We start from the raw sequence: 22,009 nt of genomic DNA on the forward strand, positions 1-22,009 counted from the left end.
GCAGGAAGTCGGCCCGGCCGACTTCCTGCTCCCGAGGCCGGGACGGTCACGCGCGGGCCGGCCCGTTCGCCGGCCGCGCCGCGCGGCGGTGCCGGCGGACGGCGTCGCGGTTGGCGCAGCGCTGGGTGCAGTAGCGCTTGCGGCCGGTCCGGGTGGTGTCAGCGAAGACGGTGGCGCACTCGGCGACGGCGCACCGGCCGAGCCGGTGCATGCCGCGGCCCACCAGATGGAAGGCGGTGCCGACGGCGATCAGGGTGGACAGCACGGCGCCGAACGACTGGTGGTCGTCGCGGTAGTGGAGGTGCCAGCCGCCCGTGTGGTCGGTCAGCCGGGGGTGGGCGGCGTCGGCGGCGAGCATCCGGTTGAGCCGCTCGGCCCGTTCGCGGTCGTCAGTCGCGTCGACCACCGACTCCCAGGTGTCCAGCAGGGCCAGGATGCGCGCCAGGTCCGCCGGCCGGACCGGTCCGTCGACCACCAGCCCGGCCGCGCGGCAGCGGTCCGCCAGTTCCTCGGCGGTCCCGGGGCGCCGGTTGGCCAGGGCCGCGGCCAGGTGCACGGCGCTCTCGCCGTAAGGGTTGAGGTGCATAAGACCATGACAGCAGGCTGCTGGGCATGCGTCAGCACACCGACACCGGAAAGCCTTCCGCTCCGACGACTTCCACCTCACCGACTTCCGATCCGACGACTTCCGCACCGGCGGCTCCCGGGGACACCGCCCGCCCGCTCCGGTACCGCTGGGTGGTCCTGGCCGTCGCCACCGTCACCCAGGCCGCCTCCGGCTTCTTCGTCCAGGGCATCGGGGCGATGGCCGTCCCCCTGCAGCACGCGCTGGACCTCAGCACCAGCCAACTCGGCCTGCTCCTGTCGGCCTCCCAACTGGTGCCGCTGGTCGGCCTGTTGGTGGCCGGCGAGCTGCTGGACCGGTACAACGAGCGCTGGGTCGTCGGCCTCGGCGCCGCCGTGGTCGCCGCAGCCCTGCTCCTCGGCAGCCTGGCGCAGGGGTACGCCTCCCTGCTGGCCGTCCTGCTGGCCGTCGGCGCCGGGTACAGCACCGTGCAGCCGGGCGGCAGCAAGTCGGTGGCCTCCTGGTTCGACCCGGCCCAGCGGGGGCTGGCCATGGGCGTCCGCCAGGCCGGACTGCCGCTGGGCGGGGCGCTCGCCGCCGCCGTCCTGCCGCTGGTGGCCGTGGCGTACGGGTGGCGGGCGGCACTGGTGGTCGGCGGGCTGGTCGCGCTCCTGGGCGCCGGGCTCTTCACGGCCCTCTACCGGCGCCCGCCGAGCGCCCCGCCGGTACGCCCCGCTCCCGCCCCGGCTCGCGGCAATACCCCGGGCCCCGTGGCATCGACGGCCTCCGTCCGCGCCCGGCTGCGGATCCTCCGCGAACCGGCCATGTCCAGGATCCTGCTCTCCGGCCTGGCCCTGGTCTCGGTGCACAGCGGCATCGGCGTGCTCGGCGCCCTGTACCTCCACGACGTGACGGCCCTCGGCCCCGGCGCCGGCGCCGCCGTCCTGGTGGCGGTCCAGGTCGCGGGGGCGGTCGGCCGGATCGCACTGGCGGCCTGGAGCGACCGGAGCCGCGCCGGGCGGTACCGGCCCGTCCTGGTCTGCCTGGCCGCGGTGGTGGCCGGGCTGGTGGTCCTGACGACGCCGGCGGGCCGGTCCCCCGCCGCGGCCGCCGTCCTGTTCACCTGGCTCGGCTTCTTCGGGATCGGCTGGTACGGCCCCTGGGTGGCCCACCTGGCGGAGTCGGCGCCGCCCGGCCGGACCGGTTTCGCCCTCGGCCTGGTCATGGCGGTCAACCAGGTGGCCGTCGTCGTGGTCCCGCCCGCCCTCGGGCTGCTCCGCGACACCACCCACGGCTTCACCGCCGCCTGGGCGGCCCTCGCCGCGACCACGGCCGTGACCCTCGCGGCCACCGCCCGCCGGGGTGCCGGCGGGCGCGGCACCCCTCCCCGGCCCGGGCGGCACACCGCCGGGTAGCGTACGGCCGTGAGCAACGAGACGCCTCCCGGGTGGTACCCGGTCCCCGGCCCGGACGGCGCCCCGGGCCACGAGCGCTGGTGGGACGGCAACGCCTGGACCGGCGACGTCCGGCCGGCCCAGGGCGCCTACGGCTACCCGGGCCAGGAGGCGTACCCGGCGCAGCAGGCGTACCCGGCCTACCCGGCTCACCCGTCCCAGCAGGCCTACCCCGGCGCGGGCTACGGACAGCCCGGCCCCGGCTACCCGCCCCCGACCCCAGCTCCCAAGCGGGTCAAGCCCGGCGTGCTCATCAGCATCGCGGTCGGCGTCCTGGCGATCGGCGGCAGCGTCGCCGGGATCGCGCTCAGCAACGGCGGCGACCCGGCGGCGGACCCGACCACCGACCCCACCGTCCCCGTCACCAGCAGCACCGGCCCGACGACCAGCCCCACCCCCGCCCCGAAGCCGTCCACGCCCAAGCCCGCCCCGGTCCTCCGGAGCACCGTCGCGGACAAGCAGCACTCGATCACCCTGCCGCTGTTCGAGGGCTGGGAGGTCTCCGCGACCGACACCCCGCAGTGGTCGGTCTACCTCGGCAGCGGCCGCTACACCTGCGCGAACGGCAAGGCCTGCATCCGCGGCCGGTTCTCGGTGGAGAAGAACACCGTCCAGGGCGACACCCCCAAGGCCGCCGCCGACGCCGCCATGCCGACGGTCGCCAAGCAGATCTTCAGCGGCATGGCCTCGCAGACCGACTACGGCTCGGGCACCATCACCGTGGCCGGCGTGGCCGGGTACGCGACCCGCTGGCACATCACCAACACCGACGGCACCCAGGGCTTCGTCCTGCTGGCCGCCCTCCCCGCCAAGGGCGGCGGCTACGTGGTCTTCGACGGCGGCGTGGACGAGGACCCGGCCGCCCCGGACGTCTCGGTGCTCGACCAGATCCTCCTGGGCGTCAAGAAGGACGACACCCCGACCAGCGGCACCTGACACACCGCTCCGGGGCGCCGCCGGCCGCCCGGTTCCACCCCCGTGGGGCCAGGCCGCCGAAGCATTCGCCGCAGGGCTGACAGCCGTCCTCGTCCAGGGCATCCGGCCGGTGGGCCCGCTCGGGTACCGGCGCTCCGGAATCCACGACACGCCTCCACCACGGCGGACGCCGCAGGACCAACCCGACGCGGGCACCCGCCCCCGGCTACGCCGGTTGGTCGCCCGGGAGTTGGTCCGGCAGCGAGGGCGGCGGGAGGGGGCGCGGGCGGGCGGTGGGGCGGTCGCTGCGGCGCAGGACGAAGACCACCGGCAGGGCGATCAGGCTGGGCCCGGCGAGCAGGCCGGCCAGCCACTGGCGGCCGTCGAGGCCGACGAGCACCGAGCCGACGAGCATCCCGGCGGCGAGCACGAAGCCGGCCACCAGGCCGCCGACGTAGAGCTGGTGGGCGCGCTGGTCGCGGCGCTCCCGGGCCGCGATCCGGGCGCGCTCGGTCGCGTGCCCCTCCCTGAGGCGGACCGTTTCGAGGGACGCCCGGTGGCGCTCCCTGGCCGTCTCCCGGGTGTGCTCCCGCTGGAGTTCCAGTTCGAGGTGCTCCAGGGCCACCCGCAGGTGCTCGGGCGGGAGTTGGGCCCACTGGGTGGCGATCTCCAGGGCCGTCGGGCGGCGGACGCGGCCTTCCTCGGGGGTGGTCACCGGTCGTCACCTCGGGGTGCGGGGGCGGACTGGTCGGGGCAGTGGGCGGAGCCCGGCGGCGGGCCGAGGCGGAGGAACAGCCGCTCCAGGCCCGTGGCGACGGTCTCGGCGGCGGCCGGGGTCAGCGGATCCTGGGCGTACTCGTGCAGGGGGCGGTACCGGGAGGCGGCACCGCTCCCGACGATCACCAGGTCGTCGTCCCGCTCGGTGGAGTCGATCCGCTCCGGGAGGACGGCGCTTCCGGCGACGGGGCCCTTGACGACCGGCGGGCCAGCCGGGTCCCCCATCTCCCAGACCACCGAACTCTCCGGCAGCGGGGCCGCCCGGCCGGGCGCCGACCCGGCCGCGGAGCGGGGCGCGCCCCACGAGGCGACATCCCCTCCCCGCCCGGCCCCGCCCCCCCGCCGCCGCCGCGGCCACAGGACCGCCAGCAGCACCAGCACGGCCGGCCCCGCCGGCACGGCCGCCCACCAGCCGATCCCGGTGGCGGCGTACAGCGTCAGCGACACCGCCCACACCAGGGCGACCGAAACGCCGTAGGCCACCTGTCTGTTCCGCATCCCGCCCCCGCACCCCCTCCGACCGGTTCGAACTCAGGCCCGAGCTTCGACCCGAGCCTACCCACGACGAGGGCCCCTCGACCGGACAACCCGGCGGAGGGGCCCACGAAGTGACGTCAGATCAGCTGTGCTGCGGCGCGGGCAGCGTCGCCGATCCCCCGAGCAGCGGCCACTCCCGGTGGAAGGGCGGCAGCGGCAGCTTGCCCTCGATGATCGGGGTGCCGAAGACCTTCAGGTGGGCGAGCAGCGAGCCGTTCAGGTCGACGCCGCCGACCAGCGACCAACTGCCCTGCACCTGAGGCGGGTTGCCGGAGGAGTCGGCGACCAGCGAGCCCTCGGCCTGGGCGCGCAGGTAGGGGGCGACGGTGGCCTCCACGCCGACGGTGTCGTACAGGCCGAGGCTGATCTCGGCGCCGAGCGCGGCCCGCACGCCCGCCTTGCCGTTGAGCCGCACGTGTACCGGGGTGACCTTGGTCTCGGCGTTGGTGACCGGGGTCCAGCCCTTGCCGCCGGTGTAGTCGGCGCGGACCGCCCAGGTGCCGGTGGCGTCCTGCTCCGCCTCCAGGTGGACCTGGCCGTCGGCGCTGACCTCCAGGTAGCAGGTGAGGCCGAGGTTGACGACCACCGGCAGGCCGGCGACCGTCAGCACCGGGCTAGCCTGCAGCTTGGCGAAGGGCACCCGGATGGGCGCCGCGCCGGTGCTGCGGGCGGCGTCGCCGGTGACCTTCCACTGCGCGTGGGCGCCGAGGTCGAAGCCGATCGAGGCGGTGCGCGGACTGCCGGCCGCGGCGCCGTGGTAGGCGAAGTGGACGGCCGGGTGGAGCTGGAGCGAGCCGGAGGCGTCGAGGCTGGCACCGTCGGGCAGCGGGACGGGGGCCTTGAGGTTCACCTCCAGGGTGCCGGAGGCGTCGGCCTGGACGCCGTTGCCGGTCAGGCCGGCGGTGGCCTTGAGGTCCTTGACCAGCGGGGTCACCGTGATGCCGTGCGGGTCGACGGGGACGTTGCCGTCGGCCTCGGTGCCGCCGAGGAGTTCGGCCAGGGTGGCCGGGCGGGTGGTCAGGGCGAGTGTGTTGCCCGCGCCGGGGCGGACGCCGGTGACGGCGACCAGTGCGCCCTGCGGTGCGGCGGCGGTGGGCGGGCTGGCGATCAGCTGCCCGGGCTGGACGGCGGTGGTGGCCGCGCTGGGGGCGGCGCTCGGCACGGCGCTGGAAGAAGCGCCAGGAGCGGTGCCGGGGACGGCACTTGGCGGGGTCGGGGCCGTGGCGCCCGGCCCCGTCGCCGACAGCACCGCCGTCCCGCCCGCCGGGTCGTACGCCGTCAGCTGGAGGTTCTTCATCGCCGCCGTGACGGCGCCACCGTCCTTGCCGGGGCTGCCGATCGCGGCCTGCTGGTCGCCGGCGGGCGCGGCGGTGACGGGCGCCTTGCCCGGGGTCGGACGGCCGGTGGCGGGACTGGCCGCTCTGGCGTGCGGGGTGGCACCGGCGGGCCGGGCGGCGGCGGCCGGTCGACCCCCGGCGGCGGTCGCGGCCGGGTCGGCGACGGTGGCGGCGGCCGGTTCGGCACCGGCCTGGGTGGTGCCGGGGTCGGTCGGCCCGCACGCGGTGGCCCCGGCGAGGATGAGGGTGAGGGTGAGGACGGCGGGGCCGGAGGCCCTGCCTATGGAACTTTTGAACACGCGGCGTCATGTTACTGACGAGGAATAAGTTTGTCGAAGACAGGCCAAAAAAGCCAGCCCGATCAGGTTTAACCGCAGGTCAGAGGAGGCGTGCCGATTCTCCCAGCCGCGCCGCCGGCAGCGGCGCCCCGTCCGGGACCACAGCGGAATCCCCACTCCCGCCCGACAGCTCCGCGAGGTACCGCGAGCGCGCCATCGGCTCGGCCCCGAGGCTCCGCACGTGCGGCCCGTCCCACTGGGCGTCGAGCAGCCGCCCGCCCGCCGCGCCGAACCGCGCCCCGAGGTCGGCGACGGCGACCCGGGCGGCGTCCGGGCGGCGGTGGAACATCGAGTCCAGGCTCAGCACCGGCCCGACCACGATCCCGAACACCCCGCCGATCAGCTCCTCCCCCTCCCACACCTCCCCGCTGTGCGCCGCCCCCAGCTCGTGCAGCCGCACCAGCACCGCCGCCAACTCCTCGGTGAGCCAGGCCGGCTGACGGCCCTCGGCGCACGCCGCCAGCACCCGCCCGAAGGCCCGGTCCGCGCTCGTCCACCACGTGGACCGGTTGCGCAGCCGCCGCGCCAGCCGGCTCCCGAGCCGGACGCCGTCGGGCGCGATCACCGGCCGGGGGTCGGGCGACCACCAGGCCAGCGCGTACGGGTCCGCCCCGCCGGGCAGCAGCGCCACCTCGCCCGCCTCGACGGCGTCCCCGTACACCGCCTCGTTGTACGCGCTCGCGTAGACGTCCGCCGCCGGCAGCGGGAACAGCCCGCGCCGGTACGCCGCCAGCAGCCCGCCGGGGCCGAGCGCGCCGAGCGACCCGCCGAAGGCCACCGGGCCGTCGCCGGGCCCGTGCCGCACGTCCAGCGCGCCGAGTACATCCAGTGCTTCGAGCGCCTCGGAGCGGCTCACGGCGACGCCGCCCGCAGGAAGCCCTCCCGCTCCAGCCCCGCCAGGTAGTGGTCGATCAACCCCGCCTCCACCGGCGGCAGTTCGATCCCGCTCCCGGCCAGCGCCGCGTCCGCGTTCGCCCGCTCGAACAGCGGGAACGTCGGCCGGAAGTACATCTCGCTGACCGACAGCTCCGACCCCGGCGCGCGGTCCACGAACAGCGGGACGAACGGCGCGATCGGGTGCGTCGGGTTCCCGGCGGCGAACCGGACCAGCCGCCGCACCCAGTCCCCGTACGGCAGCGGGGCGATCCGGTGGCCGCGCACCCGCAGCCGCTCGGCGAGGTCGGCGAGGGTGCCCGGGCGCGGGGAGGTGAGGTGGTAGACCTCGCCGGCGGCGGGTGCGTGGGCGGCGATGTGCGCGATGGCCCGGGCGAAGCGGTCGGCGGGGACGAAGTCGAGCAGCAGCCGCACGTCCGGATAGGTCCCGCTGTCGGCCAAGTAGGCGATCAGCGCGCACAGTTCGGTGCCGGTGTTCATCGCCCCGGACGCGAGGTCCCCGGTGACGTCGTTGGTGCGCAGCACGGTGACGGGCAGCCCGGCGGCGGCCGCGTTGTGCAGCAGCTGTTCAGCGACCCACTTGCTCTCGACATAGCCGACGCCGAGCCGTTCGGGGTGGGCGAGCGGGGTGCGCTCGGTGACCTTCGGGACGCCGGCCGCGCCGAAGCCGGCCAGCACGGCGAGGGTGGAGAGGTAGTGCACGGGGATGCCCCGGCTGTGCCCGGCGAGCCGGACGACCTCCCGGGTGCCGCCGACGTTGGCGCCACGCAACTGGTGGTACGGGTAGAGGAAGTTGACCTGTCCGCCGAGGTGGTGGATCGCGTCCAGGTTCCCGGCCAGCCAGTCGAACCGACGGTCCGTCAGGCCGAGCTTCGGTCGGGTGAGGTCCCCGACCAGCGGCACCACCCGCCGGTCGGCGAGGTCCTGCCGCAGGAAGCGCTGCCGCGCCGCCCGCAGCCGTTCCAGCGCGTGTTCCTCGTCGGGCGCGCGGACCAGGCAGTGGATGCGCGCCCGGGTGGTGGCGAGCAGCGCGTGCAGCAGGTGGGCGCCGCAGAAGCCGGTGGCGCCGGTGAGCAGGATCTCGGCGGGTTCGGCGCGGGAGGGCGCCGGGCTCCAGGACTGCCGGAGGTCCTCGGTGAGCCGGGCCTCCGCGAACCAGTCGACCGCGTCGTCCCGTACGGCCCCGGCGGGGGTGTCCGCGCGCGCCGCCGACAGCGCCGCCGCGAAGGCGCGCAGGACGGGCTCGCGCAGCAGTGCCCGGGTGAGCGTGCGCACCTGCCCGACGTCGATGCCGAGCAGGATCCGGGCCCGCGCCAGCATCTCCATCGCGAGCAGCGAGGTGCCGCCGAGCGCGAAGAAGTCGCCGTCCGGGCCGATGTGTTCGACGCCGAGCAGCTCCGCCCACAGCTGCCCGACGGCCGCCTCCAGCGCCCCGGCTCCGGCGGGGCCGGGTGCGGGAGCCGGCGAAGGGGCCGCCGGGGGAACGGGAGCCGACGCCGGGGAGCGCACCGGCGCGTGCGGCAGCCGCCGCCGGTCGATCTTCCCCGCCGCCGTGAGGGGCATCGCCTCCAGCGGCACGAACTCGGCCGGCACCAGGTACTCCGGCAGCCGGTCGGCCAGGAACGCCCGGAGCCCCGGCGCCCCGACGGCCGTCCCGGAGGCGGGCGTGTAGTACGCGGTGAGCGTGCGGCTGCCGTCGGCCGCCTCGCCGTCGGCCGCGACCCGGGCCTGCCGGACGCCCGGGTGCGCGGCCAGGACGGCCTCGACCTCGGCCGGGTCCACCCGGTGCCCGCGCACCTTCACCTGCTCGTCGAAGCGGCCGAGGATCTCCAGCTGCCCGTCCGCCCGCCAGCGCCCGGCGTCGCCGGTGCGGTACATCCGCTCGCCGGGCAGCGGCGCGTACGGGTCGGGCAGGAAGGACTCGGCGGTGAGCCCGGCCTGCCGCCAGTAGCCCCGGGCCAGGCCGGGCCCGCCGAGGTGGATCTGCCCCTTCTCCCCGGGCCGGACGGGGCGCAGCCGGGCGTCCAGCACGTGCACCCGCACCCCGGGCAGCGGCCGTCCGATCGGCACGGGCGCGGCCGGGGTGCCGCCCGCCCCCGCGGAGCTTCCGCCGCCCCCGTCGAGCAGCTCCGCCGTGACCTCGCAGAGCGTCGAGGTGACGGCCGCCTCGGTGACCCCGTACGCGTTGAGCAGCCGGGCGCCCGGCAGCCGCTCCAGGCAGTGCCGGCTGTCGGCGGCGTGCACGGCGTCCCCGCCGACCACCACCAGGCGCAGCCCCTGGGGGCCGGGCCCGCCGGGCGGGAGCAGGTCGAGCAGGTGGTGCCAGTAGGCGGGGGTGAGGTCGGCGACGGCCAGGCCCAGCCCGGGCAGCCGGCCGGCCAGCTCGGTGGGCGCCCAGGTGCCGCCCGCGCCGCCGCCCCCGCCGAGCACCACCGTCGCGCCCGCGAGCAGCGCGCCGAACACCTGCTCCAGCGCGGTGTCGGAGCCCAGCGCGGCCAGGTGCAGGACGCGTTCGCCGGGGCGCAGCCGGTAGGCGTGGACGATCCGGTCGAGGGTGAACAGCAGTGCGCGGTGGGTGACGGGGACGCCCTTGGGGCGGCCGGTGGTGCCGGAGGTGTAGATCAGGTAGGCGAGGTCGTCGGGGACGGCGCCGTCGTCCCCGACGAAGAACGCCCCGGGGTTCAGGGGCTCCCCGCCGTCCTCCGGCCCGGGCGCGGACACCCCGGGGGCGGACACCCCGAGCACGGACACCCCGGGCACGGACACCCCGGGGACGGACACCCCGGGCGCCTCCGGGAACCCGTCACCGTCCGCGACCACCACCCGCGCCCCGCAGTCCTCGACCAGCCGGGCCAGCCGCCGCGGCGGGTGGGCCGGGTCCAGCGGCAGGAAGGCCCCGCCGGCCTTGAGCACGGCCAGCCAGGCGGTGACCAGGCCCGCCCCGCGGTCCAGGCAGACCGGCACCACCTGCTCCGGGCCGGTCCCGCGCGCCCGCAGCGCGGCGGCCAACCGGTCGCTGCGCAGGTCGAGTTCGCGGTAGCTCAGCGTGGCGTCCGCGGCGATGACGGCGACCGCGTCCGGGTCGTGCGCCGCCCGCGCGCGGAACAGCCCGTGCACCGTGTCCGCGAATCCGGCGACGGTGTGCGGGAATCCGGCCGACGGGTCCGCCGATCCGGCCGTCGGGTCCGCGGATCCGCCCGTCGCCCGCCGTACCGGGGCGCCGTCGGGGAAGCCCAGCCCGGCCGGGCGCCACTCGCGCTCCACCCAGTCCCGGCAGTCGGCCCGTCCGGCCGGCCCGTGGACCTGCTGCCAGCCGGCCGGGACGGTCAAGTCGCCCGGCCAGATCGCATACTGCCCGTTGCCGTTGCGGACCACGGCGTGACGGCCGGAGCTCGCATCCGTTCGTACGCCCTGTGCGCTGTCTACTGCGTCGTCCACCGGCTTGACCTCGTGCTGTGGCGGCAGAATGCTGGGGAGTGCGACATTTCCGACTATACGCACTCCTGCCCCGTCGAGGACGTCCGGTCGCACCCCCCACCGGACGCCTCGCTGCTGCGCGAAAGCGCTCATCCGCCCCACCCGGACCGGCTCCTACGCCCGGCCCGTCCCGTCCTCACCCGAACTCCCCCGCCCGACCGGCGGGGTGATGTCGTGGAGGAGGTAGCCTCGTTGACTCGCCGGCGACAACACCTGATGGTCTGTTACCTGCTCTGGATGGTGCTGTTCACCGGCATCTACTACGCGAATCCCGGCCAGCGGATCATCTGGTGGACCGGCATCGGCCTCGGCGGCGTCGCCGCCATCGTGGTCGGCGTCCGCCTCAACCGTCCCGCGCACGCGCGCTACTGGTACGTGCTGGCGCTCGCCAACCTCAGCTTCACGGTGGGCGAGGTGGTGCAGGCCGTCCAGCTGGACATCCTGCACGTGCCCAACCCGTTCCCGTCCGTCGCGGACGGCTTCTACCTCGCCGAGTACGTGCTGTACGCGGTCGGCGTGCTGGGCTTCATCCGCTGGCGCACGGCCCGTCAGGACCGCGCCGGGCTGCTCGACGCCCTCGTCCCCACCATGGGGCTGGCCCTGCTCGCCTGGATCTACCTGATCCTCCCGTACGCCCGGAACCCGGACCTGGACTGGTTCCAGAAGGCCGTCTCGATCGCCTACCCGCTCGGCGACGTGGTCGTGCTCGCCCTGCTGCTGCGGCTGCTGACCCCGCGCGGCGGCAACTCCCGCTCCCTGCAGCTGCTCGCCGTCGGCTCGCTCGGCATCATGGTCTCCGACGTGCTGTACGGGCTGATCCAGCTGCACGGCACCTGGCACATCGGCACGCCCGTCGAACTCGGCTGGGCGGCCTTCTACACCGCCTGGGGCGCGGCGGCGCTGCACCCGTCGATGGTCGAGCTGACCCGTCCGGTGCCCACCCAGCAGCCGGACCTGAGCACCGCCCGGCTGGTGCTGCTCACCCTGGCCTCGCTGATCGCCCCGGCGATCCTGATCATCGAGGCGCTGGCCGGCAACACCAGCAACGCGGGCGTGATCGGCGCCTTCTCGGCGGTGCTCTACCTGCTGGTGCTGGCCCGGCTGGCGGTGGTCGTCTCCGCCCGCAGGCAGGCCGTGGCCCGCGAGCGGGCGCTGCGCGAGGCGGGCGCCCGGCTGACCGCGGCCGTCACGGTGGGGGAGGTCGCGGACGCCGTCCAGTCCGCCGCCTCCACCCTGATGCCGGCCGAGGCCGGGCACGTCGCCCTGCTCTCCGTCGCCGAGGCCGGGGTGCTGCACGTCCGGCACGCCGGGAGCGACACCCCCCGGCCCACGCCCGGGGACACCGCGCAGTCCGACCGGGTGCTGGAGCTCGCCACCGCCCGGGAGACCGTGCTGCTGCCCGTCGGCTCCCTCGGCCTGGACCCGACCGCCACCCCGGCCGACGGCGGCCTCCTCGCCCGCCTCGGCGGCATGCCGTACGCCCTGGTCTGCCCGCTCACCCTCGCCGAGCGCCCCTCCGGCGACCCGCTGATCGGCGCGCTCGTCGTCACCGGGACCGAGCAGGAGCTGGCCGGCCTCTGGAGCTCGCTGGAGATCCTCGCCGCGCAGGCGGCCCTCGCGGTCGAGCGGGTGGTGCTGAGCCGCGAGGTCACCCAGCGCAACAGCGAGCTGTACTTCCGCACCCTGGTGCAGAACGCCAGCGACGTCATCCTGATCCTCGACGCCGACGACGGCGTGCGCTACGCCTCCCCGTCCGCCGCGACGGTGCTCGGCCGCCCCGACCTGGCCGGCACCCCGCTGACCGACCTGGTCCCGCCCGAGGACAGCCGGGAGGTCGGCAAGGCGCTGGCCCGGATGCGCGGGACCGCCGAGCCGCCCCGGGGCGAGCAGCCGCGCGAGCACTGGCGGCTGCTGCGCCAGGACCGCACCCCGATCGAGGCCGAGGTCCGCTCCGACGACCTGCGTGCGGACCCGACCGTCGGCGCCCTGGTGCTCACCCTGCGCGACGTGACCGAGCAGCGGCAGATGGAGCGCGAGCTGACCCACCGGGCCTTCCACGACTCGCTGACCGGCCTGGCCAACCGGGTGCTGTTCCAGGACCGGGTCGGGCACGCGCTCTCCCGGGGCGAGCGCAGCGGGGCCGTCACCGGGGTGCTCTTCATCGACCTGGACGACTTCAAGGTGGTCAACGACACCCAGGGCCACGCTGTCGGCGACGAGCTGCTGGTCGCCGTCTCGCTGCGGATCTCCACCGCGCTGCGCGCCTCGGACACCGCCGCCCGGCTCGGCGGCGACGAGTTCGCCGTCCTGGTGGAGGACGCGAGACGGCCCGCCGACGTGGACACCATCGCCTCCGGGGTGCTGGCGGTGTTCGCCGAACCGTTCAAGCTCACGTCGGGCACGGTGCGGGTGACGGCCAGCATCGGTGTGGCGACCACCGAGGACAGCGTGGACGCGACCGAGCTGCTCACCCACGCCGACCTCGCGCTCTACTCCGCCAAGGCGGCCGGCCGCCGCCAGTGGCGCCACTACCGGCCGGCCCTCCAGACCGGCATGGTGGAGCGGCACGAGCTGAACGAGCACCTCGACTCGGCGATCGCCGAATCGGCCTTCCAGCTGTACTACCAGCCGATCGTCGACCTGCGCACGGGCGATCTGGTCGCCTTCGAGGCGCTGGTCCGCTGGCCGCACGACCGGCGCGGCATGGTGCTGCCCGACGAGTTCATCGCCCTCGCCGAGGAGAGCGGCCAGATCGTCCCGCTCGGCGCCTGGGTGCTGGAACGCGCCGCCCAGGAGGTCGCCGCCTGGCACGCCGCGAGCTCGGCGGCGCGGACGGCCGCCGGGCGGCCGCCGCTGCGGGTCAACGTCAACGTCTCGGCCCGCCAGTTCCGCGACGCCGGCTTCGTGGACGTGGTCCGCCGGGCGCTGGCCGCCACCGGCATCGACCCCCACACCCTCGTCCTGGAGCTCACCGAGTCGGTGCTGATGCGCCGCGACGACCGCATCCACGCCGACATGGCCACGCTGTCCGGACTCGGTGTCGGCATCGCCATCGACGACTTCGGGACCGGCTACTCCTCGCTGTCCTACCTGCGCGAGTTCCCGATCTCCCTGCTCAAGATCGACAAGTCCTTCATCGACGGCCTCGGCCACTCGCCCCAGCAGTACGCCCTGGTCGAGGGCATCACCCGGATCGCCGACACCCTCGGGGTCCAGGTCATCGCCGAGGGCATCGAACACCCCGACCAGCGCGACCTGCTCGCCGCCATGGGCTGCCCGCTCGGCCAGGGGTACCTCTTCGCCCACCCCATGGACTCCCCCCACGCCCGCGCCCTGGTCCGCCGGACCTCCTACGAGCCGGTCTGAGGACCTCCCCGGCTACACCTTCCGCAGGGCGCGCGACAGCACCGTGAGCAGCGCCAGCGTCGGCCTCGCGTGCCCCGCCTCGACGGCCCGGACGTCGGCCTCGGGGAGGCCCGTGCGGACGGCGAGGTCGGGGAGGGTGAGACCGAGGGCGGTGCGGCGGGCCCGGACGGCGCGGGCCAGGGCGTCGGCGGGGTCGCCGTCCGGGTGGGCGGGGAAGTCCTCGATCAGGGGGCGCGCCAGGTCCACCGAACTCTCCTCATCGGCCTGCGGGGCGCACAGTTTGACATGCCGCCAGCCCGCGGCGGCCCCAAGCGGAGGTCAAGGTTCCTTGACCTCCGCTTGGGCCTCCCCCGCCGTCAGGAGTCTCCGCGGACCAGGTCGAGCAGCCCCGGGAAGCGCTGGTCGAGGTCCTCGCGGCGCAGCGTGGCGGCCCGGCTGTTGCCGCGGTCGACCTGGCGGATCAGGCCGGACTCGCGCAGCACCCGGAAGTGGTGGGTGAGGGTGGACTTGGAGACCGGGAGGTTGAACGAGGCGCAGGTGCGCGCCGCCCCCTCGCCCTCCCGCAGCAGGGCCGCGACCACGCCGTAGCGCAGCGGGTCGGCGAGCGCGCCCAGGACGGTGCGCAGGTCCATCTCCCCGGTCGAGGGGTGGCCTTCGGCGTCGGGCATCGGTTCCTCCTCCGCAAGGTATGGGTTGCATCGTACCTCGGCGCCGTGGCAGCTTTAGGTTCGATCAAATCCGTACCTGGCCACCCCGTGGCCGGTTCAAGCCTGGAGTCACGCCCCCTTGAGCACGCAGCCCACACAGGCCGCACAGCCGACGCAGGCCATGCCGGCCGCGCCGTCAGACGCCCCCGACCAGCGGCGACGCCCCGCCCGCACGCCCGTCCTCGCCGCCGTCCTCCTCGCGGTCTTCGTCGTCCCGATGTCCATCTCCGGCACCGCGGTCGCCCTCCCCCGGATCGGCGCCGGCACCCACGCCGACCTCGCCCCGCTCCAGTGGGTGGTCAACGCCTTCAACGTGGCCTTCGCCTGCTTCACCCTGGTCTGGGGCTCGGTCGCCGACGTCATCGGCCGGGCCAGGGCCTTCGCCGCCGGTGTCGCCCTCTACGCCCTCGGCTCGCTCGCCAGCGCCGTCGCCGCCGACGTGCTCTGGCTGGACGCCGCCCGCGCCCTCACCGGCATCGGCGGCGCCGCGATCTTCTCCTGCGGCGCGGCGATCCTCTCCACCGTCTTCGACGGCCCGGCCCGCGCCCGGGCCTTCGCGCTGTTCGGCACCGTCGCCGGGGCCGGCGTCGCCCTCGGCCCGTCGCTGGCCGGCGTGCTGGTGCAGGGCCTCGGCTGGCGCTGGGTGTTCGCGGTGCACGCCGTCGCCCTGGCGTTCGTCCTGCTCGCGCTGCCCGTGATCGCCCGCGCCGTGGCCGCCACATCCGCCGGCAGCGCCGGCACCGGCGGCGGGCGGATCGACGTCCCCGGCAGCGCGCTGTTCGTGCTCGCCATGGTGCTGCTCACCACCGCCATCGTCCAGGGCTCCCAGTGGGGTTGGGGCAGCGCGGGCGTGCTCGGCCTGTTCGCCGGCGCGGTCGCCGTACTCGGCGTCTTCGCGGCCGTCGAGCACCGCAGCGCCCACCCGATGCTGGACCTCGGCCTGCTGCGCGACCGCCGCTTCCTCGGCCTCTGCCTGGTGCCGGTGGCCGCCTCCTTCGGCTTCGTCACCGTGCTCACCTACCTGCCGAGCTACCTGACCGCCGTCACCGGCCGCGGTACCGGCGCCGCCGGGCTGCTGATGCTGCTGCTCACCGCACCGGTGCTGGTCCTGCCGATGCTCGCCGCCAGGCTGGTCGCCCGCGGCGTGCGCCCGCTCACCCTGGTCCTCCTCAGCCTGGCCTGCCTGGTGGCGGGCGACCTCGCCCTCACCCTGCTCTCCCCCTCCGCCACCGTGCTGCTGCTCGCCGCCCCGATGCTCATCACCGGCGCCGGGATGGGGCTGTCGGCCGGCCTGGTCGACGGCCAGGCGCTGGAATTGGTCGACCCGGCCAAGGCGGGCATGGCGGCGGGCTTCCTCAACACCCTGCGCCTGGGCAGCGAGGCCGTCGCCGTCGCGGTGTACGGCTCCGCGCTGGCCACCGTGCTCGGCACCCGGGTCTCCGACGGCATCGACGCGCACCCGGGCGCCTCCCGGGCCGGCGAGGTCGCCGACCGGGCGGCCGGCGGGGACCTCGCGGGCGCCGCCGACCTCTCCGGCGCCACCGACCATCGCGCCTTCACGGGCTTCCTGGCGCACGCCTACGACTCCGCCTTCCACTCCGTGCTGTGGGGCCTGGCGGCCGTCGGCGCGCTGCTCGCCGTCCTCATCGCGCTCCTGCTGCGCGGCACCTCCGCCAGGACCACGGCCTGACGGACGCCGACCGGCCCGCCGCCACGAGGGCGACGGGCCGGGAACGACGGGCCGGGGCCTACGGGCCGGGCAGAAGCGGCGGGCGGATCAGCCCAGCGGCAGCTCCAGCCGGGACTCGTTCCCGCGCGGCGAGCCGATGGTGACGGTGCCCTGCTCCGCGGCGAAGGAGTACAGCTGGTCGCGGCTGTTGACGACCAGCGCCACCCGGTGGCCGACCGGCACGTCGTACGCGGCCGGCTGGAGCTGCCAGTCGACGGTGGTGTCCTGGCCAGGGGTCAGATCGAGCACGGTGTACGGCTCGTGGGTGATGATCCGCGCGGAGCCGTCCGGGGCCACGTCGAACAGGTACGCCACCAGCGTGGCGGCCTCCTCGGTGCTGTTCACGGTCAGCCGGACCGACGCGGCGCCCCGGATGCGGCGGGCCGTCTCGCCGCTGCCGGTCAGCGGATCGGTCGACCAGACCAGCAGGTTCTCCCGCTCGAACTCGGCCAGGACGTACTTCCGGGGGTTGCCCGTCCACTCCTTCTGACCGGTCTTCAGGACCTCGTCCACCGCGGTGGCCTTGGTCTCCAGGCCGGCGGTGAAGCTCCGCGACCAGCCGGCGTTCTGCTTGTCGGCCAGCGCGCCGTCACCGTCGCCGTTGACACCGGTGAGGTACCAGGCCTCCGTACCGGTGGTGACGTCCGCCCACGAGTCGTGGCCCTCCCTGCGGGCGGCCTCGGTGATCCGCTGCCCGCCGCCCAGCACCGGCTTGGTCTTGTAGCTGAACATCACCTGGCTGGTCACCTGCTTGCGGTTCGGCGCCTCGTTGTCGGCGCCCAGCAGGTGGTGGTCCAGGAACTCGTAGGCCTCCCGGAGGGGCTCCGCCAGACCGGGGAAGGGCAGGTGGGTCAGCAGGCCGGACAGGCCGGCGCCCTCGGGCGCGCCGTGGTCTCCGATCCACAGGTTCAGCTGCTTCGGCACGTTCAGCCGGTTGAACGTCTCGATCACCGAGGAGGCCGGGAAGAGGGTCTCGTGCCAGGTGTTGGAGACGAAGGTCGGGATGCCGCGCGCGTTGGTGATGTCGGCGTAGGCCTCCGGCGAGCGCTCGGTGCCCCAGGCGACCACCTCGTCGAGGTTCCGGCCGGTCGCGAAGCTGTCGAGGATCTCCTGGGTGACCGCGTCGAACTTGTCCTCCTTCTCGCCGCCGGTGAAGCCGATCAGCAGCTCGACGGCCTTCACGTGCCGGGTGCCGTTGGCGTAGAGGCTGGTGGCCAGGTTGCCCCAGGTGCTGAGCGCGACCACGGCGGCCACCCGGTTCGCCGGGTCGTGCGCGGCGACCAGCTGGCTGATCCCGGAGCCGTAGGACTCGCCGAGGAAGCCCACCCGGCTCGGCTCGAAGTGCTCCATGGCGTAGTCGATCACCGTCGACCCGTCGGCCCAGTCGTAGGGCCCGGCGACGTCGACGTGCCCCTCGGAGGTGGAGATCCACCCCGGGAAGCCGAGACCGCGAGGGGTGTAGGCGAGGACGTGGTAGCCGCGCTGCGCCAGCTTGAGGTACGCGTACACGAAGGGCAGCCAGCCGACCGGGCTCCAGCCCGCGGGCACGATCACCACGGGGCGCGGCTGGTCGCCGTTCAGCTTGATGGAGAACGCCGACAGACGGACGCCGTCCCCCGAGGTGATCCTGGGCACGCCGATCGTGGCGATCCGCCGCACCGCGGCCACCAACTCCGCGAGCTCCGGCGGGAGCTGGACCGTCTCGTCGCCCTGGAGGGCCGCCAGCAGGCCGTTGCCGAGGTCGATGACGGCCGGGTTGACGGTGGCGGCACCCGGGCCCCACAGGCCGTTGTCGGCGACGGAGGCCAGCGTCGCCTCGGTGATCGACGGGGAGGAGTTCGGCTCGGTCATGCGGAATCACCCTTTCCTGAACGGATTATCGAACGGCTTCCTGATCAGAAGAGGGGTCGGCGAAACTGACGAACCGTCGGATTCGCTCGGACCGGTGATTCTTGGGTGACTTCCCCCGGCAAATCCCAAACCGTGGTAGGGCGATGTCACCCGATCGAGTCCACCGCCGAGGCGATCAGCTCCCGGGCCCGGTCGCCGTACACCGCCGTGCCGGACAACTTCTCGAAGGCGTCCAGGTAGTGGGCGACCTCGCGGGACCGGGTGACGGTCAGGCTCGCCGTGAGGGTCTCCACCTCCACCTGCTCGCCGTCGTAGACGCTGAAGGTCTCCAGCGGCCAGACCTCCCGCTCCGCGCCCGCCGGGACGATCCCCAACGAGACGGCGGGCAGCGCGGTCGCGGCCAGCAGGTCGTCCAGCTGCCCGCGCATCACCCCGGCGTCCCCGATCCGGTGGCGCAGGACCGACTCCTCCATCAGCAGGGCGAACCGCCGCCCGCCCTCCCGGACGATCCGCGAGCGCGCGAGCCGGGCGTCGACCGCGTCGGCGACGTCGTCGGGGGTGCCGTGGAAACGGGTGATGGCGGAGAGCAACGCCGTTGCGTAGCCCCGGCTTTGCAGGAACCCGGGCACGAGGGAGGAGCTGTACACCCGGAACACCCTGGTGCGCTCGAACAGCGGTACGTAGGAGTTCTGCAGCCGGGTGAGCCCGGTGCGCTGGAGCCGTCGCCACTCCACGTACATCGACTCGGCGGAGCGCGTCGCGGCGATGAGGTCGGCCGACTCCTCCTCTGCCCCGCAGAGCCGGCACCAGGTGCGGATGTCCTCGTCGGACGGCGAGGTCAGCGCGTTGATGATCCGGGAGGACTTGGAGGGGTGCCAGCCGGCCCGGAGCGCCAGCTCGCGCCCGTTGAACCCGGCGTCGCGGCACAGCTCGCGCAACCGGTCGGCGACCTCCTTGCGGACCGCCACCGCGCTGCTGGACGGCATGACTGAGGGCATGGTTCACCTGCCTGGGAATTGTCGGGGTGGACGGCGCACTCCCCGTGCGGCTCCTACCGAGAAGCGTAGCCGCGCACCGCCGCCGCGCCCGAGCCGATTGCACACAGTTGCAGCGGAGTTGGGGAGCAGAACGGAAGGCTGACGAACGGCCGCGCGAAACCGGGTCGCCACCGGCCGGGACGGCGGGCCAGACTGCCGGGGTGGACACTCGTCGGCCTTGCCCCTGCTGCGGCCATCTCGTCTTCGACGTCCGGGAGGGGTGGCCCGGTTCTTCCGTCGTCTGCCCGGTCTGCTCCTGGGAGGACGATCCGACCCAGCTCCGCCGGCCGCTCCTGTCGCGCGGCGCCAACAGCGTCTCGCTGCTGCGGGCCCAGCGGAACGTCCAGGAGTACGGCGCCTGCGACCAGCGCGGCCGCCGCTTCGTCCGGCCGCCGACGCCCGACGAACCGCTCGACGCCGCCTGGCGGCCCATCGACCTGGCCAGGGACGTCTTCGAGGACCGGGCGGACGAGGAAGGCCGCCCCTGGCCCGAGGACCGGTCGGTCTGGTGCTGGTGGCTGCCGTCCTTCCCGGGCGCCACCGAGGACCCGACACCGAGCGTGCCCCGCCTCGTCACCATCGACGTCGGATCCGTCCGCGACGACAGCGGTCTCCACGCCGTCCTGAAGCGCGAACTCGGCTTCCCGGCGTTCTACGGCAGGAACTGGAACGCCTTCTGGGACGCGATCACCGGCCTGGTCGCGATGCCCCGCGAGCTGCGCTTCACCGGCTGGGCCGAGCTGGAGCGCGAGGTCCCGTCGTCGGCCGCGCTGCTCCGCAGCCGACTGGCCGAATTCGCCACGGCTGAAAGGGACTTCACGGTCGTCTACGACGAGTAGTCGACCGAGGCCGAAGCCCGTCCGGCAGGGCCGGTCGCGAGCAACTCCCCACCGGCGACGGCACAAAGGCCTATCGGCCGGCCCCTCAGCCCGGCACAATCACCGGTATGACGATCACCCCCGGCGTGCCGCCCAGGCGCAACCTGCCGATCGCCCTCGCCCGCAGTTTCCTGACGGGTGGCGTCATCGGAGGCTCACTCGCCGGGCTGGTCGTCGGCGTCGTCCTGGAGAATGTGCCGCTGCTCGTCGGCGGCCTGGGCGTGCCGATCGGCTACGGCCTGCTGTACCTCCTCGCCGGCTGGCCGCGGCGGGCGCGGGAGGCGGCCGTCGTCCCGCGTACGGCGCTGGCGGTGGTCGAGGGCCGGACCGTCCCCGAGGGCCAGGTGACCGACCGGGCGGTGCGGTTCGACCTCACCGTCGTACCGGACGACGGGCCCGCGTTCCGGGTGGAGCTCACCCAGGACATCAACGTCGCCGACCTCCCCGACTACGTGCCGCGCACCGTCCTGGTGGTCCGCTACCCGCCGGACCGGCCGACGGACATGCGGATCGTGAAGCGGCCGACCCCGGAGTGGGAGGAGCGGGCGGCCGGAGCCCGACTCGACTCCGCACCCGAGGCGACCAGGCTGAGCGAGCCTCCCGAGAGCCGTGCCGTCGGCTTCGTCGGGCTCCTCGGCCTGCTGCTCGCCGCCACGGCCGTCGTCTTCCTGTTCCGCGCGGACCTGTTCGAGCAGCGGCCCGCCGAACCGCCGTCCTCCTCGGCGGACCCCTCGGTCTCCTCCTCATGGTCGGCCGAGGTGGTGACGGGCGGGTCCGGCACCGTCGTGCTCGGCGCCGGCCAGTCCTTCCTCGACGACGGCGCGTTGGGCCGGTCGATCGACTCCGTGACCCGGAACGGCGAGTACGGCCCGGTGACCACCCTCCAGGTGACGGACAACCTGCTGGCGGTGACGTTCTCCTCGGCCGCCACGAAGGCCCGCGAGTTCGACCCGAAGTCGCTGCCCTACGAGCGGTTCCCCGCCCTGGTCGAGGAGGCCAGGACCACCCTCGGCGTCCACGCCCCGCAGGCCTGGAGCATCACCGTCCTCCGCACCGACGGCCCCGTCACCATCACGGTCAGCGTGACCGGGCCCGGGGGCGCCGCCGTGCTGGAGGCGGACGGGCAGGGCCGGGTGCTGCGGCGCACCTCGGCGCACTGAACCACGGACAGGAACGGGACGCAGATGAACTGGCACGGAGTTCTGGCGCTGTGGTGCGGGGCGTTCGGCCTCGTCGCGCTGGTCGGGTACGGGCGGTCGCTGGCCGGCCTGACCCGGGCGCAGCGGACGGTACGGGTGACGGGGCGGATCGAACGGGTGCGGGAGCCGCGGCACGGGAGCTCCCAGGAGGACGGGATCGCGGTGGTCGTCCGCTTCCGGGACCCTTCCACCGGCGAGGAGTTCGTCGTCACGAACGACACCGGGACCGGCGACCTGATCACCACGGCCTGGGTGGGCCGGGAGGTCGGAATCCGCTACCGGCCGGGGAGACCGCACGCCTTCCGGTTCACCAACAGCCCCCAGGACGGCGGGCGCGGGCTCGGCCTGCCGAACTCCGCGGTCCTCCTGATCTACGTCGGGCTGGTGGTCGTCGCCTCGATCGACTGGGGCTGGCCGTGGGCCCTGGTCGCGGTCTGCGGGCCGCTCACCGTCCTCACCGCCTTCCATCTGCCCGGGGAGCGGCGGCGCATGAGGAAGCGTCTCGCCGAGCTGGACGCCATGGCGTCCGCGACGGGCCGCGTCATCGCCGTCCTCAGGACCGTCGAGACCGACGCGGACGGCGACCTCCGCACCAGCCGGACGCCCGTCTACTCCTTCACCACCCCCGAGGGGACGGCCGTCACCGGCTACCAGCCCTCGTACCTGTCCGACACCACCGCCGTGTACGGCCAGGAGGTCGTGATCCACTACGCGCCCGACAACCCGGCCGACTTCACACCGGCCCTCGCCGCCACCCGCGGGTCCGTGGAGGCGAACCTCGGCTGCGCGGTCCTGGCCCTCGTCATCCTGGCCGCGGCGGCGGCCGCGGGAGCGGTCCTGCTCTCCCGGTAGCCCCCGGCACCCCGGCACCCGTCGCCCCCGGAGTGGGAAGTCGGCCCGGCCGACTTCCCCCACCCCCCCCCCGGGGGCGGGGGCGCCCCGGCCCCC

General features: G+C 74.9%; 17 protein-coding genes. 7 read left to right on the plus strand and 10 right to left on the minus strand.

Translation table 11 applies throughout. The features are described 5' to 3' along the window. Window positions 1-46 precede the first annotated feature (46 nt). Window positions 47-586 carry a CGNR zinc finger domain-containing protein gene (locus tag ACWDCZ_RS31815; RefSeq protein WP_449817639.1) on the minus strand — a complete coding sequence of 180 codons (540 nt, stop codon included), beginning with the start codon at window positions 584-586 and terminating at the stop codon, window positions 47-49. A 152-nt stretch (window positions 587-738) separates the two neighbouring features. Between ACWDCZ_RS31815 and ACWDCZ_RS31820 the strand changes: the two genes are divergently transcribed. Together ACWDCZ_RS31820 and ACWDCZ_RS31825 are read left to right on the plus strand one after the other, a co-directional pair. Further along, complete coding sequence (locus ACWDCZ_RS31820) at window positions 739-1,980, plus strand: MFS transporter (RefSeq protein WP_449817640.1); 1,242 nt, start codon at window positions 739-741, stop codon at window positions 1,978-1,980. Window positions 1,981-1,989: 9 nt separating this feature from the next. Continuing rightward, window positions 1,990-2,955 (plus strand): DUF2510 domain-containing protein, encoded by a 966-nt coding sequence (locus ACWDCZ_RS31825; protein WP_449817641.1) that lies wholly within the window; start codon window positions 1,990-1,992, stop codon window positions 2,953-2,955. A 205-nt stretch (window positions 2,956-3,160) separates the two neighbouring features. On the opposite strand, the gene ACWDCZ_RS31830 is transcribed toward ACWDCZ_RS31825, so the two are convergent. The 5 genes from ACWDCZ_RS31830 to ACWDCZ_RS31850 form a co-directional block, all read right to left on the minus strand. After that, window positions 3,161-3,649, minus strand: coding sequence for a hypothetical protein (locus ACWDCZ_RS31830; protein WP_449817642.1), 489 nt, complete (start codon window positions 3,647-3,649; stop codon window positions 3,161-3,163). After that, on the minus strand, window positions 3,646-4,194 hold the full coding sequence (locus ACWDCZ_RS31835; protein ID WP_449817643.1) for a hypothetical protein: 549 nt from the start codon (window positions 4,192-4,194) through the stop codon (window positions 3,646-3,648). The genes ACWDCZ_RS31830 and ACWDCZ_RS31835 overlap by 4 nt, the downstream gene beginning before the upstream one ends. 136 nt (window positions 4,195-4,330) lie before the next feature. Beyond that, window positions 4,331-5,884 (minus strand): hypothetical protein, encoded by a 1,554-nt coding sequence (locus ACWDCZ_RS31840; RefSeq protein ID WP_449817644.1) that lies wholly within the window; start codon window positions 5,882-5,884, stop codon window positions 4,331-4,333. A gap of 79 nt (window positions 5,885-5,963) precedes the next feature. Then, window positions 5,964-6,779 carry a leucyl/phenylalanyl-tRNA--protein transferase gene (locus ACWDCZ_RS31845; protein ID WP_449817645.1) on the minus strand — a complete coding sequence of 272 codons (816 nt, stop codon included), beginning with the start codon at window positions 6,777-6,779 and terminating at the stop codon, window positions 5,964-5,966. After that, window positions 6,776-10,255, minus strand: a complete 3,480-nt coding sequence (locus tag ACWDCZ_RS31850) for an amino acid adenylation domain-containing protein (protein ID WP_449817646.1) — start codon at window positions 10,253-10,255, stop codon at window positions 6,776-6,778. The genes ACWDCZ_RS31845 and ACWDCZ_RS31850 overlap by 4 nt, the downstream gene beginning before the upstream one ends. A 231-nt stretch (window positions 10,256-10,486) precedes the next feature. Between ACWDCZ_RS31850 and ACWDCZ_RS31855 the strand changes: the two genes are divergently transcribed. Beyond that, the gene (locus ACWDCZ_RS31855) at window positions 10,487-13,660 is read left to right on the plus strand and encodes a putative bifunctional diguanylate cyclase/phosphodiesterase (RefSeq protein WP_449817647.1); all 3,174 of its coding nucleotides are present in this window, start codon (window positions 10,487-10,489) and stop codon (window positions 13,658-13,660) included. A gap of 12 nt (window positions 13,661-13,672) precedes the next feature. Here the strand turns inward: ACWDCZ_RS31855 and ACWDCZ_RS31860 are convergent, their stop codons facing one another. After that, window positions 13,673-13,906, minus strand: a complete 234-nt coding sequence (locus tag ACWDCZ_RS31860) for a helix-turn-helix domain-containing protein (RefSeq protein WP_074004134.1) — start codon at window positions 13,904-13,906, stop codon at window positions 13,673-13,675. Window positions 13,907-14,016: 110 nt separating this feature from the next. After that, on the minus strand, window positions 14,017-14,328 hold the full coding sequence (locus ACWDCZ_RS31865; RefSeq protein WP_049650999.1) for an ArsR/SmtB family transcription factor: 312 nt from the start codon (window positions 14,326-14,328) through the stop codon (window positions 14,017-14,019). 160 nt (window positions 14,329-14,488) lie between these two features. On the opposite strand from ACWDCZ_RS31865, the gene ACWDCZ_RS31870 reads away from it, so the two are divergent. Then, window positions 14,489-16,057 (plus strand): MFS transporter, encoded by a 1,569-nt coding sequence (locus tag ACWDCZ_RS31870; RefSeq protein WP_449817652.1) that lies wholly within the window; start codon window positions 14,489-14,491, stop codon window positions 16,055-16,057. An 87-nt stretch (window positions 16,058-16,144) separates the two neighbouring features. Here ACWDCZ_RS31870 and ACWDCZ_RS31875 read toward each other — a convergent pair whose 3' ends face one another. Both ACWDCZ_RS31875 and ACWDCZ_RS31880 read right to left on the minus strand, forming a co-directional pair. Further along, window positions 16,145-17,947, minus strand: a complete 1,803-nt coding sequence (locus ACWDCZ_RS31875) for a CocE/NonD family hydrolase C-terminal non-catalytic domain-containing protein (RefSeq protein WP_449817648.1) — start codon at window positions 17,945-17,947, stop codon at window positions 16,145-16,147. 146 nt (window positions 17,948-18,093) lie between these two features. Next, window positions 18,094-18,933, minus strand: a complete 840-nt coding sequence (locus ACWDCZ_RS31880) for a helix-turn-helix domain-containing protein (protein ID WP_449817649.1) — start codon at window positions 18,931-18,933, stop codon at window positions 18,094-18,096. 212 nt (window positions 18,934-19,145) lie between these two features. On the opposite strand from ACWDCZ_RS31880, the gene ACWDCZ_RS31885 reads away from it, so the two are divergent. The 3 genes from ACWDCZ_RS31885 (at window position 19,146) to ACWDCZ_RS31895 (ending at window position 21,913) form a co-directional block, all read left to right on the plus strand. Continuing rightward, window positions 19,146-19,823 carry a CPCC family cysteine-rich protein gene (locus ACWDCZ_RS31885; RefSeq protein ID WP_449817650.1) on the plus strand — a complete coding sequence of 226 codons (678 nt, stop codon included), beginning with the start codon at window positions 19,146-19,148 and terminating at the stop codon, window positions 19,821-19,823. A 107-nt stretch (window positions 19,824-19,930) separates the two neighbouring features. Beyond that, the gene (locus tag ACWDCZ_RS31890; RefSeq protein WP_449817651.1) at window positions 19,931-21,022 is read left to right on the plus strand and encodes a hypothetical protein; all 1,092 of its coding nucleotides are present in this window, start codon (window positions 19,931-19,933) and stop codon (window positions 21,020-21,022) included. 24 nt (window positions 21,023-21,046) lie between these two features. Beyond that, entirely contained in the window at window positions 21,047-21,913 is an 867-nt protein-coding gene (locus ACWDCZ_RS31895; protein WP_074004127.1) for a DUF3592 domain-containing protein, read from the plus strand. Window positions 21,914-22,009 lie beyond the last annotated feature (96 nt).

This window comes from Kitasatospora sp. NPDC001225 (assembly GCF_053597855.1).

What these genes read in the sequence shown, in the direction of transcription:
- ACWDCZ_RS31880 (WP_449817649.1), bottom strand. Translation starts at nt 18,933, where the DNA reads ATGCCGTCCAGCAGCGCGGTGGCGGTCCGCAAGGAGGTCGCCGACCGG.
- ACWDCZ_RS31890 (WP_449817651.1), top strand. Translation starts at nt 19,931, where the DNA reads ATGACGATCACCCCCGGCGTGCCGCCCAGGCGCAACCTGCCGATCGCC.
- ACWDCZ_RS31865 (WP_049650999.1), bottom strand. Translation starts at nt 14,328, where the DNA reads ATGCCCGACGCCGAAGGCCACCCCTCGACCGGGGAGATGGACCTGCGC.
- ACWDCZ_RS31875 (WP_449817648.1), bottom strand. Translation starts at nt 17,947, where the DNA reads ATGACCGAGCCGAACTCCTCCCCGTCGATCACCGAGGCGACGCTGGCC.
- ACWDCZ_RS31815 (WP_449817639.1), bottom strand. Translation starts at nt 586, where the DNA reads ATGCACCTCAACCCTTACGGCGAGAGCGCCGTGCACCTGGCCGCGGCC.
- ACWDCZ_RS31870 (WP_449817652.1), top strand. Translation starts at nt 14,489, where the DNA reads ATGCCGGCCGCGCCGTCAGACGCCCCCGACCAGCGGCGACGCCCCGCC.
- ACWDCZ_RS31895 (WP_074004127.1), top strand. Translation starts at nt 21,047, where the DNA reads ATGAACTGGCACGGAGTTCTGGCGCTGTGGTGCGGGGCGTTCGGCCTC.